Source organism: Myxococcus sp. AB036A, from assembly GCF_006547355.1.
Taxonomy (GTDB): Bacteria; Myxococcota; Myxococcia; order Myxococcales; family Myxococcaceae; genus Myxococcus; species Myxococcus virescens.
Genome location: NZ_VHLC01000081.1, coordinates 1 through 13,921, shown reverse-complemented (window position 1 = coordinate 13,921; position 13,921 = coordinate 1). Strand labels below are relative to the sequence as shown.

Below are 13,921 nucleotides of genomic sequence, written 5' to 3'. Positions count from 1 at the left end.
CGCCTCCTGGTGACAGGGGGCGGGGCCGGTGGTGGAAGAGGGTCGGGCGGGTAGGTTGGAGGGGCACGTGCTCCGCGTTTTTCACCATTATTTTTCTGCAAAGAAACTGACGTTCTTCCTCGCCGAGAGTTCGGCAATCGCGTTGGCCTGCGTGATGGGCGCGGCGGCCTGCGCGGCACTCTTCGCGCCTGAAGGGACACACACGCCGCTGTCGCAGCTGTGGCCCACGCTGCTGTGGATGGGCGCGGCGTTCGTCGTCACCTTCCAGTTCACGCTGTATCTGTTGGATTTGTATGACCTCCGTGTGGCCGCGGAGGACCGGGTGCGGGGATACCGGTTCCTCAAGGCCGCGGGTGTCACGGCGATGGTGGCGGGCGGCGTCATGCTCGTCACCCCGCTGGTGGTGCCCATGCAGCTTCCGCCCGGCACGCTGCTGGGCGGAGCCATGGGCGCCCTGGCCGGGACGTTGATGGTGCGGGTGTCCATCCGCGCCCTGGTGGGAGCGCCGCACTCGGTGCTCATCGTCGGAGAAGGGCCCAAGGCGCGCGCGGTGGCCAGCGCGATTGAAGCGGGCGGAGAGGGCACCTACCGCATCGTGGGCCTGACGGACCCCCGCACCTCGGGCGAGGCGCTGGAGCAGACGGCGGCCCGGCTGAACGCGGCCTATGTCGTGCAAGCCGCGGATGACATGCGCGGGGCCAACTGGGTGGACGGCCTGCTGCGCTGCCGGCTCCAGGGCCGGCGGGTGTATGAGGCCACGGGCTTCTGCGAGCGGGTGCTGCGCCGGATTCCGGTGCAGTTCCTGAGGGCGAGCGACTTCGCCTTCGCGGACGAGCTCACCGTGTCCCCGCTGCGCCGCACGCTGAAGCGGGGCTTCGACATCGCGGTGGCATCCCTCCTGCTACTCCTGTCCGCGCCCTTCCTGTTGCTGGTCGCGGTGGCCATCAAGCTGGATTCGAAGGGACCCATCTTCTACCGGCAGGAAAGGACCGGGCTGTTCGGGAGCACGTATCACCTGTGGAAGTTCCGCAGCATGCGCACGGACGCGGAGAAGGATGGCGCGGTGTGGGCGAAGGCGAACGATGACCGTGTCACGCGGGTGGGCCGCTTCATCCGCCGCACGCGCATCGACGAGATTCCCCAGGTCTTCAACATCCTGACGGGAGACATGAGTTTCGTGGGGCCCCGCCCCGAGAGGCCAGTGTTCGTCGAGCAGTTGAAGCAGCAGATTCCGTTCTACGGCCTGCGGGAGGCCGTCAAGCCAGGCCTGACGGGGTGGGCTCAGATTCGCTACCCCTACGGCGCGTCGGTGGAGGATGCGCGGAACAAGCTGGAGTTCGACCTGTACTACGTGAAGAACGGTTCGCTGTTCCTGGACGTGGGAATCATCTTCCACACCGTGAGGCATGTGCTTCTCGGTCGTGGGGCGCGGTAGGGCATTTCGCTTTTCCGGCCTCCGCTGTGGGAGGCCGGGAGGTGGGTCCGCCTGGGGAGGCGGGCTGGGGCGTCGTGGATGGGGGTAAGCGTCATGGTGGGAATGGACATGGAAGCGCCGCTGCCCGCGGAGTGGGCGGAGGCCCGTCGCAGGCTGGAGCTGGAGCGCCAGGGCAACGAGGTGCTGCACGGGCAGGTGGACCGGCCGACGCGCATCGTCGCCATCGGCGGAGGCACGGGGTTGCCCATGGTGCTGCGCGGCCTGGCCCGGCGCGCGACACCGAAGGCCCGGGAGCCGGGCATCGACATCACCGCGGTGGTGGCCATGAGCGACGACGGCGGCAGCTCGGGCCGTCTGCGGCGCCAACACGGCGCGCTGCCTCCGGGCGACATCCGCAACTGCCTGGTGGCGCTAGCGGGTGGCAAGAACGCGCTCAAGGACGTCTTCCAGTTCCGCTTCGGCGGGGCGCGTGGCCTGGCGGGCCACGCGGTGGGCAACCTGCTCATCGCCGCGCTCGCGGAGCTGAAGGGGGACTTCATGGAGGCGGTGCGCATGTCCGGGGAGCTGCTGGGCGCCCGGGGCCACGTGCTTCCGTCCACGCTGGCGTCCGTGCAACTGGTGGCGCAGATGCATGACGACACGGAGGTGGTGGGGGAGCGCAACATCTGCCGCGCGCACGGCCGGGTGCGCCGCGTCACGCTGAGTCCTCGCTCGCCGCCGCCCACCGAGGGCCTGCTGGAGGCCATCTACACGGCGGACCTCATCGCCATCGGCCCGGGCTCGCTGTACTCGAGCGTGCTGCCCAACCTGCTGGTGGACGGCGTGGCCCAGGCGCTCAAGGAGACGCGCGCGCTGAAAATCATGGTGGCCAACTTGATGACGCAGCCGGGGGAGACGGACGGCATGTCCTGCCTGGACCACGTGCAGGCCGTCACGGACCACGTGGGGCCGGTGCTGGACGCGGTGCTCGTCAACGGCACGCTTCCCACGGAAGAGGCGAACCGGCGCTATGCCCGTCGCGGCTCGTTCGTGGTGGCGGCCAACCCGCGGGACTTGATTGGCGCGGGCGTGGTGCCGGTGCAGGCGGACCTGCTCAAGGCAGGGTCCAGGATTCGACATGACAGCCGCAAGGTCGCCGCCTGCCTGCTGAAGATGGCCCGCAGCGGGTTGTAGCCGCGAACCTTCATCACCACCTTGGGCACCCGACACCTCATGGAAGCAAGAGACCTTTCTGCCTCGCCGCGCGTCACGGAAGTGACGGGACGCGCGGCCTTCATGTCCCTGGAGTCCGAGTGGAACGCGCTCGTGGAGGCCACCTCCAACGAGCTGTTCTACCGGCATGAGTTCATCCGCATCTGGATGGACAACTTCGTACCCGGTGTGAATCCGCGCGTGCTGACGCTGCGGGACGCGGACGGGAGCCTTGGCGCGGTGCTCCCACTGTGGGAGGAGCGCACGACGCTGCTGGGTGTACCGGCGCGGCAGCTGTCCGCGGCGGCCAACGCCCACTCCTGCCGGTTCGACCTGGTGGCGAAGGAACCGGAGGTCGCCGCGGCGGCCTTCGTGTCCCACCTGCGCTCGGCCGGTGGCTGGGATGTGCTGCGGCTCACGGATGTCCCCGACGGTGGGGCCGCCTGGCGGCTGCACGCGGTGGCGCGCGAGTCCGGCCTGCCCGTGGGCGAGTGGGAGTCCCTGCGCTCCCCGTATGTGCCGCTGCCGGCGACCCGCGATGCCTTGCAGAAGACATTGCAGTCGAAGTTCAAGGCCAACTGCCGTCGCCGCCGCCGCAAGCTGGAGGAGAAGGGCCAGCTCACCTTCGAGCGGGTGGACAGCGGGCTCGGCCTGGAGGGCGCGCTGGAGGAAGGCTTCTTGCTGGAGCAGAGCGGCTGGAAGGGCGCGCGCGGCACGGCCATGGCGCAGGATGCTCGCACGCGCGGCTTCTACACGGAGCTGGCGCGGGACTCCGCCTACCGTCAGCGGCTGGCGCTGTACTTCCTGCGGCTGGACGGACGGCCGGTGGCGTTCCAGTACGGCCTGGAATACGGCGGGCGCTACTTCCTGCTGAAGCCCGGCTACGACGAAAGCCTGCGTGAGTGCAGCCCGGGCCAGCTCCTGGTGGATGAGGTCATCGGGAACTGCATCGACCGGGGCCTGCACGAGTTCGACTTCCTGGGGCCCGACATGGTGTGGAAGCGCGACTGGACGAACGAGGTCCGGCGCCACACCTGGCTCTACGTGTTCAATGACTCCCCCTTCGGCCAGGCGCTGTGTGCGGCCAAGTTCCGGTGGGGGCCCGCGGTGAAAGAGGTGGTGTCGCGATGGAGACGATGAAGCACTCTGGCCGGCTGTTCGTTCCGTCACTGCCCACGCTGTGGCCGCACATGCTGCTGTCTCGGCCGAAGCCCGGCGCGCTGCCGCCGTTCTCCTCGCCCAACGTCCGCTACTTCTACTTCGCCCGCAACGCCATCTGGTTGACGGTGAAGATGCTGGGGCTGGATTCGGGCGAGGTGTTGATGCCCGCCTACCACCACGGCGTGGAGGTGGAGGCACTGGTGGACGCCGGCGCCACACCGCGTTTCTACCGCGTGGGCAGCCGCTGGGACGTGGACCTGGACGACGTGGCCCGGCGCATCGGCCCGAAGACGCGAGCCCTGTACCTGACGCACTACGCGGGCTTCCCGGGCCCCGTCGCGGAGATGCGCAAGCTGGCGGACCAGCACGGCCTCATCCTCATCGAGGACTGCGCGCTGTCGCTGCTGTCCTCCGACGGCGCGGTGCCCCTGGGGACGACGGGAGATGTGGGCATTTTCTGCCTCTACAAGACGCTTCCGGTTCCCAATGGGGGCGCGCTGGTCGTCAACGGCCCACGCCAGTACAGCCTTCCGGAGCCGCCCGCGCCGCCGTCCGTGTCCACCTTCAGCCACACGGTGTCCGCGCTGCTGCAGAACCTGGAGCTGCGCGGCGGCCTGGCCGGCCGGGCCCTGCGCAGCGCCGTGCGCACGCTGGGGCATGGCACCGTGAAGGCGGCCAGCATCGAGCGCGTGGCCACGGGGACGCAGCACTTCGACCGCAAGCACGTGGACCTGGGCATGAGCCCGCTGACGAAGCGGATTGCCCTGGCCCAGGACCTGGAATCCATCGTCGAGCAGCGGCGCCGCAACTACTTCTTCCTGCTGGGCCGGCTGCGCGACATCTCCGCGCCGCTGTTCAACCAGCTGCCGCCGGGCGCGTGCCCGCTGTTCTACCCGCTGGTGGTGCAGGACAAGGCGGAGGTGCTGGCGCGGCTGCGCGTGCAGGGAATCGACGCCATCGACTTCTGGAAGCGCTTCCACCCGGCCTGTGACGCATCGGCCTTCCCGGAGGTGGCGCAGCTGCGTCGCTCCATCGTGGAGATTCCGTGTCACCAGGACCTGACGCCGGAGGTCATGGCGGACGTGGCGCAGGCGGTGCGCGAGGCCGTGAAGTCGGACCAGCGGTCGAAGAAGCGCGCGGGGTGAAGTTCATTCGGGGAACAGGGGAGGGGCGGCTGCCTCTCCGGGAGGACGGGCGTTGATTCGGGAGGATGAGCTGTCGCAGGGCGCGTGGGCCGCGCACCCGTTGGAGGTAGGCGCCGTGGGCAGCCTCTCCACGCTGGCGGGGATGCGGGAGGAATGGGCCGCGCTGATGGATGCGAGCGACGCGGGGCCCTTCAACGCCTGGGAGTGGGTATACCCGTGGTGCCGGCGCATCGCCACGGGCCGGCGCCCGCTGGTGCTGACCGCGCGCGACGCGGCGGGCACGCTGGTGGGCCTGATGCCGCTGGGCGTCGAGTACCTGGGTGTCACGGGCATCCCGGTGCGGCGGCTGAGCTTCCTGGGGGAGACACACGTCGGCAGCGACTACCTGGACGTCGTGGCGCGGCGGGGCCGTGAGCGCGAGGTAGCCGGCGCCTTCGCGCGGATGCTGCACGCGCTGCGCGACGAATGGGACGTGTTGGATTTGTCGGACCTGCGCGAGGACTCGCCCACCGTGGACGTGCTCCGGGAGACCTTCGCCAGGCAGGACGTCCGCGTGGCGCCGCGCTATGTGTGTCCGTATGACACGCTGACGCCGGGCGAGCCCTTCGACGCGTTCCTCAAGCGCACGGGGCGCCGCGACAACTTCCTGCGGCGGCGCAAGTGGCTGGCGAAGCAGGAGGGCTACCGCATCGAGCGCACGGACGCCCCGGGCGAGCTGGCGGCGCCGCTGACGGACTTCTTCCGCCTGCACTCGGCGCGATGGGCCGCGGATGGGGGCTCGCAGGGCATCAAGGGCTCGGGCGTGGAGGCGTTCCACCGCGATGCCACGCAGTTCCTGGCGGAGCGGGGCCGGCTGCGCCTCTACACGATGAAGGTGGGCGGCCAGGCCGTGGCGTCGGTGTACGGCATCCTTCATCGCGACACCTTCGTGTACTTCCAGTCCGGTTATGACCCGGCGTGGCGCAATCGCAGTGTGGGCCTGGTGCTGGTGGGCGAGACGTTCCGCGATGCGATGGAGGCCGGCCTGACGGAGTACGACTTCCTCCGGGGCACTGAGACGTACAAGTCCGACTGGGTGTCCAAGCAGCGGCGCACGCTGTCCGTGCGGGTCCATGCCGGGACGTGGGAGGGGCGCTGGTTCTCCCAGTCCGAATCCCTGGCGCGCCTGCTGCGCAACGGCGCCAAGGCGGCGATGCCGGACACGCTGGTGGAGAAGGTGCGGCGCTTCCGCCGTCGGCGGGCCGCGGTGCACTGAGCGTCGAAAACGCCAGCGGCGCCTGCCTCGACCACTCCGGGTGGTTGGGGCGGCGCCGCGGGTGCTTGCCGATGAGGGCAGGGGGGCTGGGCGTCAGGGCATGTCGCCAGCGACCTCCGCGCGAAGCTGGGCAATCGCAGGGCCGAGCTGCGGCGGCTGCATGTTGCGCGGCACTTCCACGGAGAACCGCTCGAAGTGGGCCAGCGCGGCGGCCTTGTCGCCGCGGCGCAGGGCAAGGCTGCCCAGGAAGATGAGCGCCTCCTGCGCGTCCGGCCAGGTGTCCACCAGCTCCGTCAGCTCCGCCTCGGCGCCGGCCATGTCGCCCTGGGTGGCGCGAAGCACGCCGCGGTGGACCTTCAGCTCGACGTTGAAGGGGTCCGCAGCCAGGCCCTTCGCGGTGACCTTCACGGCCTCGTCGAACTGCTGACGGCGGATGAGCTCGTGGCTCAGCAGCGCCGCCGCGTCCACATCTCCGGCGTTGGCGTTCAGCCGCGCGCGAGCCTCTTGCATCTCCGGGCCTTCCTGCATCGGGTCGTCCATGCCCGCGCCCTGCTGCTGCGCGGCGGCGCCGCCCGGGGGCATACGGCCGGTGGCCTCCATGCCGTCGGTGCGCGTCTGCTGCTCGGAGACGAGCAGGTAGCCCAGCCCACCAAAGAACACCACGATGCCCGCGCCCCACAGCGCGCCCACCAGCTGCGGATTGCGAGACGCCCAGCCGGTGGGGGCCGGAGCCTGGGGACGGGGGCGGGCGCCCTCGCTGGAGGCCTTGCGCTTGAGGTGCTCGTCCTTCGCGCGCAGCGCCCCGGCGGCTTCGCGCTCCAGGCGGGACTTCTCGGCGGCATACTGCTCGGCGCTCTGGTTGTGCTTCTCCGCTTCCAGCGCGCGGAGCTGGTCGATGAGGGACTGCGCGCGCTGGGTCAGGTCATCGAGCACGCCGTCGCGGGGCTCGGCTGACGCAAGGGAGCCCTTGCGGCGCTGAAAGAGGATCCAGCCCGCCGCCAACACGAAGGTGACGGCGAGCACGATGATTCCGGGCAACCAATTCGTCGTCTGCGGCTGCATGGCCTGGCGCTCCTAGCGCTCGAGCTCCCGGCGCACGGCCTGGAGGTACGGGTCTTCTTCATCCGCTGGAGGCGTTCCAGCGGGCGCGGCCGGGGCCGCCGTTTCTTCCGAAGTCGTGGCCGCGGGCGGGGCCTGCTCCGGGGTACCTGCGCCGCGCTGGAGCTGCCGCCAGATGACGAAGGCGCCCACGGCGATGAGCCCCACCGGGCCCAGCCACACGAACCAGTTGAAGCCTTCCGCGCGGGGGGACAGCAGCACCCACTCACCGTAGCGGGCGACGAAGTACTCGACGATTTCGGCGTCGCTCTTCCCCTCGGAGACGAGCTCGCGAATCATGTCGAGCTGGGCGCGCGCCATGGAGGACGGGCTGTCCGCCACGGACAGTCCCTGGCACACGGCGCACCGGAGCTGCTTGCCCAGCGTCTGGGCACGCGCCTCCAGCTCCGGCGCGAGCGGGTCACTTCCCGCCTGCTGGGGCGCGAACTGGCCGGTGACGAGCGTGAAGGCGAGGGACAGGGACAGGAGGGCAGCGGTCATCGAAGCTCCATCGAGCCGTCCCTACCTAGCGCCCCAGGCCGTGATTGGACAGTGAAACCTGAGCGGCGGGGGGCTGGCCCGCCGCTCGGCCCGCTGTGCCTACATGGCCGCTTCGGGGTTCAACTGCGCCTGGGCGGCCGCCCGGTGCTCTGGCAGGCCGGTGGTTAGCGCGAAGAGGGCATAGCCGGCGGGTGAAGCCGCGAGCAGTTCCACACAGTGGTCGCCCAGGCGGTCTGGGACCTGCCCGCCCGCCTTCACATAGGCGTCCACGGTGGCCTCGAACGCGGCGTCCACACCAAGCATCTTCTGGAAGATGAAGTCGCGCGCCGGGTCTCCTACCTTCGCGGTCGTCCAATCGAGGACGCCGGTGATGGTGTCGTCCGGCGCCAGCAGGACATGGGCGGGGTACATCTCCCCGTGCGTCAGCGTGACGAAGCGGGGCCAGTAGGAGTCGTCGCCCAGCCAGCGCTCCCAACGCTGGAGGAGGGCGGGCGCCACGTCGAAGGCCTGCTTGATGCGAGCGATGTCGGAGGCCCAGTTGGCGCGGACCTGATCGGGCGTCTCGACGATGAGGCCCGCTCGCCGGGCATCCTCGACGTCGATGGCATGCATCCGGGCCAGGAGCTGGCCGAACTGGCGGGCATAGACGGGGGACTCGCGGTCGAAGTGCCACACGGGCTCGCCCGAGGCGGGGTCCAGCGTCAGCCCGGGCCTTCCCGGCAGCGCCGGATAGGCGATGAGGTCCCGGTGGGCGACATGCCACCTGGGCACCGCCACGCCGAGCCGGGGACCGATGAAGTCGAGAATCTTCTTCTCGTCCGGGAGCTTCGCGGAGACGTCTTCACGCCGGGGGATGCGGAGGACCCACTGGGTGTCTTCGAGGTCGCGCGCCATCACGACGCGATAGTCCAGTCCGGCCTCGTTGACCGACAGGGTGTCGGGTTTGAGCTTCAGTCCGTGGTGGCCGGCGAGCTCGACAAGATGGGGGGCATCGTTCGGGGCGGAGGGCATCCAGGGCGTCCTTTCAGGCCTGCACGGTCATCACGCTGGCCGCGCGGGCCACGGCTTCGGGGGGACCATGGTCGCCGGGGAGACGGGCTCCGGCGAGCCAGGCGTGAGGCGCCCCGACCCGGCCTGGGCACGCTTCCTGACATCGCGGCCGGGAATCAGAAGCGCCCGTCCACCAGCAGTCCCCCGGAGTTCGGGCCGAAGACAGGCGTCAGGCGGGCCTGGATGACGTATGGCCGCTTTCGTGGGCCTGGGGCTGGCGCGGGGACATCCGACAGGCCCAACTCCTGGCGAAGGCGTTTGTTGTGGCCATCCGCCAGTTCGCGGGCCTCGCTGGAGGCGATGGGATGGGGGTTGTAGAAGATGCCCCACCCCAGCAGCCCTACTCCCACCAGGCTCACGCCCATTCCCACGAGGAACATGTTCCGCTTCCGGTCGCCAGCCGCGAAGTTGCGGTCGATGCAGGCCGAGAAGTCGGGGCCGAGCTCGCAGTCTTCGGACTGAACGCCTGGTGTGGCGATGCCGTAGACGAGCCCGCCAACCATCACGACGCCCCCGACGATCTTCAGGGTGAGCTTGGTGGCGCTTCTCGACTGATACTCCGCAACGAGGTCGTCTCGGCCGAGCTTCTGATAGAACGCCTCGCCCTCCAGTGGCTTCTTGTATTTCCCCTCATACGGGACGGTCCAGCGGCTCGGCGGGCTCCTGACGGCCAGTGGCGAATACGAAAGCGTCACGGCGATGTATTCATCGAACCCGATGTGCCGGAGCTCATATTGCTCCAGCGCCTCTTCTCGGCTGAGGGTCGGGCCGCTCTCGGCGATGGGGGCGGGGCTTTCCGCCTCTTCGTTCGCGAGCGTAGGAGTGGTGGTCAGGAGGGCAATGATTGCCACGAATCGGAGCATGAGCGCGCGCTTCATATGGGAAGTGCCACGACGACTGCAAGGCCATGGCCTGACGTGCTTGCCTGCCGCGACGTGCGAGGATTTGCCTCGGTGAACAGGTCCTGAAGGGCTCGGGTGGGATGCCTCCACCGTTTCCAGCTATGGTCCGCCCCGAGATGAAGACCGAACCCTCGGAGCCGCTGCACCTGCCGGAGTACCTTCCCGCGTTGGACGGGCTGCGCGGCGTGGCGGTGCTGATGGTAATTGCCTATCACTCACTGACAGGGCTGCGCAGCGCGTCGCTGGGCTCACTCTTCCAGGTGGGTTGGGCGGGCGTGGACCTCTTCTTCGTCCTCTCTGGCTTCCTGATTACGCGCATCCTCGTGCAGACGCGTGAGCGTGGAGGCTACTTCCGTACCTTCTACGCGCGGCGGGCGCTGCGCATCTGGCCCCTGTACTTCCTGGTGCTGGCCTTCTCCTTTGGCATCCTGGGGCGGCTGCTGCCGGCCCTGGCCTTCGATACCCAGCGCTACTCCTGGGTGACCTACGTGCTGTACCTCCAGAACCTTTGGATGACGGACTTCGGTCCCGCGCCCATCAACGTGACGTGGTCCCTGGCCATCGAGGAGCAGTTCTACCTGGTGTGGCCGCTGCTAGTGTTCTTCCTCCGGAACGGGCAGCTCCGCGCGCTCCTGTGGGCGTGTGTGCTGCTGTCCCCCGTGGCGCGCCTCGCGGCCCTGTGGGAGGGCGCGGCGCCCATCCAGGTCTACACCTTCACGCTGTTCCGTCTGGACGGACTGGCGCTCGGTGGACTGTTGGCGCTGGGCGTGGTGGATGGCCGCGCCACGGCGGACGGCCTGTCACGATGGGGCGCGCGGCTCGCGGTGCCCGCGTTGCTCGTGGCCTGCGGGTTGTCCCTTGTCTTCTTCGGCCAGGGCGCCGCCATTCACATGGCAACGGCGCTCACGGGGCCGGGGGGCCCGCAGGTCCGCGTGCTGCTGGTGTCGGGCCTGTACACGCTTTGGGCGGTGGGCTTCGCCAGCCTGCTGGGATGGGTGCTCTCCGGGCGCACGAGGGTGCTTCAGGTCGTGTTGCAATGGCGGCCACTGCGCTTCGTGGGGCAGGTGAGCTACGGGCTCTACCTGTTCCATGCGCTCGTCATCCCCGCTGGCGGCATTTACACTCGACCGCTGTTCTACCGCTTCATTCCCTCGACCTTCGTCGCTACCGCGGTGGGCATCCTGTTCGAGTACGCGGTGCTGCTGGCGCTGGCGCTCGTTTCGTGGCGCTTCTTCGAGAAGCCCTTGCTGCGCCTCAAGGACCGCTTCACGCATCCGGAAGCCGCGGGGAAGGCCGTGGCTCCCGCGGCTTGAGGATTGGCTCCAGCGCGGGCGAGCGCCGTACCGCGTATCGGCGTGCCCGCTACGAGCGCGGTGGTGCCCAGATGGCGCTGTGGGGCTCTGGCGCGTTGGGGGCTTCCTCCGCGGTGTAGAAGTAGGCCGCGACCGCGGCGCGCCCTCGTCCCTCGGGGCACGCCAGCGCGGTGGGGTGTCCGTGCCAGTGGTCGTCGCCGTGGGCCATCACGACCAGGCGATCCAGGAGGGGGGCGATTCGCGTCTCGCACCGGGAGAGGTCCGCGCTCCACAGCTCGAGGTCCCCTCCCCAGGCGGGTTCCCAGCCGGGGTTCAGGTAGTAGAGGACGGTGAGCCGGCGGGAGAGCGCGCGGAAGCGATCGCGGTTGAAGTCGGCGTGCAGCGCCAGATGCCCCCCACGCAACGTGAGGTGCAGCCCGGCGCCTCGGAAGTGCGGATCCGGGATGAGCCCTTGTATCCCGGTGAGTGACTCCAGGAAGTCGATGAACGCCATGCCGGAGAACTCCGAAAGCAGGTGCCGGAGCGCTCCGGGGACGTCTTCGAATGCCTTGCGCTGAAGCTGTCCCAGTCGCGCCGCCTGTTCAGGGTGGTCGCGTCGCTTCCAACTTGCCTCGGTCGCGCCCGGGAAGACCGCAGCCAGTTCGGACGCCAGCGGTCCCCCCAGGAAGCCATCGATGACGGCGTGGGGATGAGGCCGCGCCGCGCCGTAGCTGGCGCGATGGGCCAGCGCGAGCGAGCGGAGCGCCGTGCGGCTGAAAAAGAAGCTCGGTCCTCGCAGCGGGCCTTCTTCGTGGGTCGCGATGCTCACGGGCCCCCTATAGCAGAACGTGCGGCGCACGCTGCCGGCGCCAGGGCACCCTGGCGAAGGCGACCGAGTCTGGAGCCGCTGCCTCCGGGCGCATCATCGCTCCGGCGGCTGGGCGAGGACTCAGGAGAGCGCCCGCAGCCCAGCCCGAAGGGCGTCGACATCGGTTTGCGCCAGCAATCGCTCCGTCTCCTCGTTCATCCTCTCCCAGTGGGGCAGCGCGGAATGAAGGAGCTGGAGCCCTGCGTCTGTCAGCGTCAGCAATCGCCCGCGGCGGTCGGCCGGGTCGACGGTGGTCTTTACCAGCCCGCGCCTTTCGAGCGGCTTCAGGTTGGCTGTCAGCGTGGTCCGGTCCATCGCCAGGAGCTCAGCGACGGGGCCGATGGACGGCGGCTGGGGGCGATTGAGCGACATCAACAGTGAGAACTGGCCATGCGTGAGGCCCACGGGGCGCAGGGCTTCATCGAAGCGCCGCGCCAGGGCGCGCGCGGCCTGCTGGACCACCAGGCACAGGCAGTGGTCACGGACGTGAAGCGTCGTGGCGAATGGGACGGCTCTGGGCATTGACAAGGGTGATTATGTTGGTATCAACCTTTCTTGTCAAAGCAAGAGTACCCCCGCTGGAGAGTTGCCATGGCCTACATCGACGGATTCGTGATCGCAGTCCCCTCGGCGAACAAGGAGGCGTACCGGCAGATCGCTAGTGCCGCCGCGCCGCTGTACAAGGAGTTTGGTGCGACACGCTTCGTTGAGAGCTGGGGGGACGACGTCCCTGAAGGCAAGGTCACCGACCTGCGGCGCGCGGTGAAGGCCGAGCCGGATGAGGTCATCGTCTTCTCCTGGATTGAGTACCCCAGCAAGGCGGTGCGCGACGAAGCGAACGCGAAGGCAATGCGTGACCCAAGGATGGAGGCGATGGGCGCGAACATGCCCTTCGATGGGAAGCGGATGATCTTCGGCGGTTTCGTTCCCAGCTTCCATGAGGCCGGAGCGGGCAGGCCCGGCTATGTCGATGGCTCCCTCGTGCCGGTGCCGGTTGGAAACAAGGAGGCCTACCATGCCATCGCGTCCCGTCTCGCGGCGGTGCTGCTGGAGCATGGCGCCATGCGCGTCGTCGACGCGTGGGGAGACGATGTCCCCGCCGGGAAGGTCACTGACTTCAAGGGCGCGGTGAAGGCCACCGCGGATGAGCAGGTCGTCTTCGCTTGGATTGAGTGGCCGTCGAAGGATGCGCGCGACGCCGGGTGGGGGAAGGCCATGGCTGATCCGCGCATGCACCTGGGCAGCATGCCCTATGACGAGGGCCGCAGGTCCCACGGCGGTTTCGTGCCGATGCTGGTTGAGACGGCGGCGATGGGCACGGGCGCATAGACCCTGAATGGGCTAGCGTCGACACCCATGCGCACTTGGATGTGCTGGGTGTTCCTGACTTGTTGGGCCCTTGGCGTTCCAGCCCTGGGTGTCACGGTGAAGGAAGTGCCGCGGCTCGCGGCCAACGCATGGTCCGTGGACACGACCAGGACACTCACGCCGCAGACGCTGGCGGAGGTGGACCAGCTTGGCAATGCCTTGGTCCGTGATGGCCAAGGCCAGCTCGCGGTGGTGGTGGTCGACACGACGGGACGCCAGCCGCCACGCGCCTTCGCGCTGGAGCTCTTCAATCGGTGGGGGCTGGGCACGGCCGGTCGTGACGACGGCGCGCTGCTCTTCATCGCGCTCGAGGACCGCGCGGCGGAGATCATCCTGGGTGATGGCGTGGATGGCGCGAATGAGCAGGCGCGCAGTGACGCCATCATGGCGAACGACGTGGTTCCCGCCTTCAAACGGGGCAGTCCGGACGACGCGGTGCTGGAAGGCGCACGCGGGCTGCATCAGCTCATCGTGACCTCGGAGCTCAATCAGCCTCGCAACGCCCAGGAGGCCGCATTGGCATGGGATCCCAGGCTCGAGGAGTCCGCATGGTCGGAGGACTCCGCCGTCACCATCGTGTCTGAAGGACCGAGTGAGCCGGAAGGTGACCTGAACGTTCCCGCCCTGGCGGGAGGGGCGGGGTTCGTGGGGGCCG

Annotated in this window: 14 protein-coding genes; 8 read left to right on the top strand and 6 right to left on the bottom strand. The window is 69.1% G+C overall.

Annotated elements, in window-relative coordinates; genetic code table 11:
• Positions 1-67 precede the first annotated feature (67 nt).
• The 5 genes from exoE to FL344_RS27485 all read left to right on the top strand — a co-directional run bounded on the left by exoE (position 68) and on the right by FL344_RS27485 (position 6,187).
• Complete coding sequence (gene exoE, locus FL344_RS27505; protein WP_141593787.1) at positions 68-1,435, top strand: polyisoprenyl-phosphate hexose-1-phosphate transferase ExoE; 1,368 nt, start codon at positions 68-70, stop codon at positions 1,433-1,435.
• A gap of 93 nt (positions 1,436-1,528) precedes the next feature.
• Entirely contained in the window at positions 1,529-2,608 is a 1,080-nt protein-coding gene (gene yvcK, locus FL344_RS27500) for a gluconeogenesis factor YvcK family protein (protein WP_141620625.1), read from the top strand.
• 39 nt (positions 2,609-2,647) lie between these two features.
• Positions 2,648-3,766, top strand: a complete 1,119-nt coding sequence (locus FL344_RS27495; protein WP_194858710.1) for a GNAT family N-acetyltransferase — start codon at positions 2,648-2,650, stop codon at positions 3,764-3,766.
• On the top strand, positions 3,763-4,932 hold the full coding sequence (locus FL344_RS27490) for a DegT/DnrJ/EryC1/StrS family aminotransferase (RefSeq protein ID WP_141594460.1): 1,170 nt from the start codon (positions 3,763-3,765) through the stop codon (positions 4,930-4,932). Before FL344_RS27495 ends, FL344_RS27490 begins: the two co-directional genes overlap by 4 nt.
• Before the next feature lie 52 nt (positions 4,933-4,984).
• Positions 4,985-6,187 carry a GNAT family N-acetyltransferase gene (locus FL344_RS27485; RefSeq protein WP_141594461.1) on the top strand — a complete coding sequence of 401 codons (1,203 nt, stop codon included), beginning with the start codon at positions 4,985-4,987 and terminating at the stop codon, positions 6,185-6,187.
• Positions 6,188-6,280: 93 nt separating this feature from the next.
• On the opposite strand, the gene FL344_RS27480 is transcribed toward FL344_RS27485, so the two are convergent.
• The 4 genes from FL344_RS27480 to FL344_RS27465 form a co-directional block, all read right to left on the bottom strand.
• Entirely contained in the window at positions 6,281-7,249 is a 969-nt protein-coding gene (locus tag FL344_RS27480) for a tetratricopeptide repeat protein (RefSeq protein ID WP_141594462.1), read from the bottom strand.
• Between the two features lie 12 nt (positions 7,250-7,261).
• Complete coding sequence (locus FL344_RS27475; RefSeq protein ID WP_141620624.1) at positions 7,262-7,786, bottom strand: cytochrome c-type biogenesis protein; 525 nt, start codon at positions 7,784-7,786, stop codon at positions 7,262-7,264.
• A gap of 99 nt (positions 7,787-7,885) precedes the next feature.
• Positions 7,886-8,797 carry a macrolide 2'-phosphotransferase gene (locus FL344_RS27470; RefSeq protein ID WP_141620623.1) on the bottom strand — a complete coding sequence of 304 codons (912 nt, stop codon included), beginning with the start codon at positions 8,795-8,797 and terminating at the stop codon, positions 7,886-7,888.
• 155 nt (positions 8,798-8,952) lie between these two features.
• A complete protein-coding gene (locus tag FL344_RS27465) occupies positions 8,953-9,714 on the bottom strand; it encodes a hypothetical protein (protein ID WP_141620622.1) in 762 nt (253 codons plus the stop codon).
• A gap of 140 nt (positions 9,715-9,854) precedes the next feature.
• On the opposite strand from FL344_RS27465, the gene FL344_RS27460 reads away from it, so the two are divergent.
• Complete coding sequence (locus tag FL344_RS27460; RefSeq protein WP_228565423.1) at positions 9,855-11,051, top strand: acyltransferase; 1,197 nt, start codon at positions 9,855-9,857, stop codon at positions 11,049-11,051.
• 49 nt (positions 11,052-11,100) lie between these two features.
• Here the strand turns inward: FL344_RS27460 and FL344_RS27455 are convergent, their stop codons facing one another.
• Together FL344_RS27455 and FL344_RS27450 are read right to left on the bottom strand one after the other, a co-directional pair.
• Positions 11,101-11,859: a 2OG-Fe(II) oxygenase gene (locus FL344_RS27455; protein ID WP_141620620.1), complete on the bottom strand. Its 759-nt coding sequence runs from the start codon at positions 11,857-11,859 to the stop codon at positions 11,101-11,103.
• 120 nt (positions 11,860-11,979) lie between these two features.
• Positions 11,980-12,420 carry a MarR family winged helix-turn-helix transcriptional regulator gene (locus FL344_RS27450; RefSeq protein WP_141620619.1) on the bottom strand — a complete coding sequence of 147 codons (441 nt, stop codon included), beginning with the start codon at positions 12,418-12,420 and terminating at the stop codon, positions 11,980-11,982.
• A 69-nt stretch (positions 12,421-12,489) separates the two neighbouring features.
• On the opposite strand from FL344_RS27450, the gene FL344_RS27445 reads away from it, so the two are divergent.
• Both FL344_RS27445 and FL344_RS27440 read left to right on the top strand, forming a co-directional pair.
• Positions 12,490-13,227 (top strand): DUF1428 domain-containing protein, encoded by a 738-nt coding sequence (locus FL344_RS27445; protein ID WP_141620618.1) that lies wholly within the window; start codon positions 12,490-12,492, stop codon positions 13,225-13,227.
• A gap of 39 nt (positions 13,228-13,266) precedes the next feature.
• Positions 13,267-13,921 (top strand): YgcG family protein (locus FL344_RS27440; protein WP_228565425.1); only part of this gene is annotated, 655 nt, incomplete at its 3' end.